Origin of the sequence: uncultured Fretibacterium sp. (assembly GCF_938030725.1) — a bacterium.
In the GTDB taxonomy this organism is placed as follows: Bacteria; Synergistota; Synergistia; order Synergistales; family Aminobacteriaceae; genus Fretibacterium.
Map to the genome: position 1 here is coordinate 1 of NZ_CALHIQ010000085.1, position 2,511 is coordinate 2,511.

Sequence of the window (2,511 nt, forward strand, 5' to 3'; positions counted from 1 at the left end):
GGACGGAGGTGGGGGCGATGAACTTTTTCGAGGCGTTGGACGCGGCGGCGCGAAGGGCGCCGGACTGCGGCGTGGCCCGCCTGGTTTTGGGGTGGCACGCCAGTTTCGCCCTGGCGGAGGACGGGCGGTGGGGCGTCGGCTTCGTCCCGGACTCCATGAAGGAGGCCCACAGAGCGCGGGCGGTACACACGGAGGAGCTGATCCGCGCGCCTCTGTCGCGCCTCGCGGGGCTCTACGTTTCGCCCTTTCCCCAGGAGTTCGCCGCGGCGTCGGCGGCCTGCGCGGCGCTCCTGCCCTTTGGGCCCGGCGGTTCCCCGCTGGACCTCGCCATGACCTGCGCCCGGGGCGACCGCGTGGCCGTGCTGGGGTACGAGCGCGACCTCCTGCCCTTCATGCGCGACTGGGGCTGGCGCGTCGCGGTGTTCGACGACCGGGGCGTCGGCCCGGACTGCTTCCCGCAAAGCGACTTCTCCCGAGGCGTGCGGGAGGCGGAGTGGGCGTGGCTGTCCCCGGAGGCGATCCGCGACCGGTGGCTGCTCTCCACGCGGGAGGAGCTGACGAGGAAGAAGGGCTGCTTCCTCCAAGGCCCCGGCCTCCCCGCCCTGCCGGGAGCCTTTGCGCCCCTCGGCGTCACGCACCTCGTCGTGCCAAGGGGGGATTCCTCTCCCGATGCAGCCATGGCGGCGGAGGCCCACGTCGCAGCGGGCGGCAGCCCGTGGCTCAGCGGCGCGCTGACCTGGAGGGTTTACCCGGCGCAGGGTGGGGACTGGCGCGCAGCGAACGCCCCGGAGGAATCGTGCAGTGGGGCGTTTGGGCACTCCTTGAAGTAGATAAAGGGTATAATAGCAGAGAGTGCGGACGATCTTGTGCGGAGGGGGCGGTTTTTCGTGTTGCAGCGTTCTTATTGGCTGAGTGGACGGGAGGACATCGCCGCGGCGGTCGAGAGGGCGAAGTCCGAAGCCTCGAAGCTGCCGCGTCTGGATTCCGTGCTGGCGGTTGTTTTCCTGAAACACACGGCGGTCCCGCTCTGGGGAGATATCCTGGGGAGCGTTCGAGGTGCGTTCTCCGGCGCGGAGGTCTGCGGGGCCACGGTGGACATGAGCGTCACCGACGGGACCCAATGGCTCTCTCCGGAGTGGGGTGAGGACTCCGACATCCTTGGCTCCCTCACCTTCATGTTCTTTGAACGCTCCTCTGCACGGGCCATGGTGCTGCCTGACGACCCGGTCGCAGCGGGCACGATGCTGCGACAGGTGCTGGATGAGGACGCGGACGCCAGAGCCGTCGGCCTCCTGATCAGCGACATGCGCGTGGACTTCAACCCCCTCTTTCGGGAGATTTCCCACGTCCGCCCCGAGATCGTCTTCTTCGGCGGGACGGCCTGGGCCTGGAGCGAACCTGAGGGACGCCGGCTGTTCTGTGGGGATGCGGTCCTCACGCGCGGCGTCGTCGCTGTCGTCTTCAGCGGTCGGGAGCTCCATGCCTGCGAGAACTCGTCCTTCGGCTGGACGCCCATGGGCCCTGAGCTGACGGTCACGCGCATGAAGGACGACTTCACGGTCTGCGAGCTTGACGGAAAGCCCGCCGGCGAGGTCCTGGAGTACTACCTGGGCTGGCGGGAGAGCTGGGACCCGCTGGAGGACGCCATGGCCTTCCCCCTGTGCTTCGAGCGCGGAGGGCAGCTGGTAGGGCGTCACCTGAACGCCTTCCTTGACGACGGGAGCATCCAGCTGGACGCGGACCTGCGAGTGGGGGAAAGGCTTCGCATCTCCTGCGGCGCTCCCTTCGCCATCCTTCGGGAGGCTGCCGCGAACCACAGGCGAATGACGGACTTTCGCCCGGAGGCGTTCATTGCCGTCAGTTGCGCTGGCCGGCACCAGATACTTCGGGAGAACCGGGGGCAGGAGTTCGACGTCCTACGCCAGTTGGCGCCCTCTTCGGGCTTCTACTCGTACGGTGAGGTCCAGCGAAACGGCGGCGAGATTTCGATCACAAACCTGATGCTGGTGACCGTCGCCTTTCGGGAGGGAGAGCCCAAAGGAGCGGAACCCTCGATCCAGGTGACGCCGCTGCACCTTCAGAAGCAGACCTCCGTCATCGCCCACCTCCTGCACATGGTGCACGTCATGACGCAGGAGTGGGAGGACGCCAGGGGGCGCCTCGTCATCCTGGCCGAGCGCGACGGGCTCACGAGCCTCCTGAATCGCCGCGCCATGGAGGAGTCCCTGCGGCAGATCCTGCGCGAGAGGGTGAAAAACCCCCAGGACGTCGCCGTGTTGATGATCGACCTGGACGATTTCAAGGGCATCAACGACACCTATGGGCACGCGATGGGCGACAAGGTGCTGGTGACGCTGGCGGAGATCCTGCGGAACAGCACGCGGCGCAACGACGCGATCTGCCGCTGGGGCGGGGACGAGTTCTTCGTCATCCTGACGCGCGCCGACCGCGCGGCGGCTGGGCGCGTCGTCGAGCGCATCCACAGGAGCGCCGCCTCGCTCTCGCTCCTGA

Annotated in this window: 2 protein-coding genes; both read left to right on the top strand. The window is 67.9% G+C overall.

The window, feature by feature from the left end; genetic code table 11:
* On the top strand, positions 1 to 830 hold an 830-nt coding region (locus tag Q0629_RS05180; RefSeq protein ID WP_298779807.1), incomplete at its 5' end, for a hypothetical protein.
* Positions 831 to 887: 57 nt separating this feature from the next.
* Positions 888 to 2,511: diguanylate cyclase (locus tag Q0629_RS05185; protein WP_298779810.1), on the top strand; the 1,624-nt coding region annotated here is incomplete at its 3' end.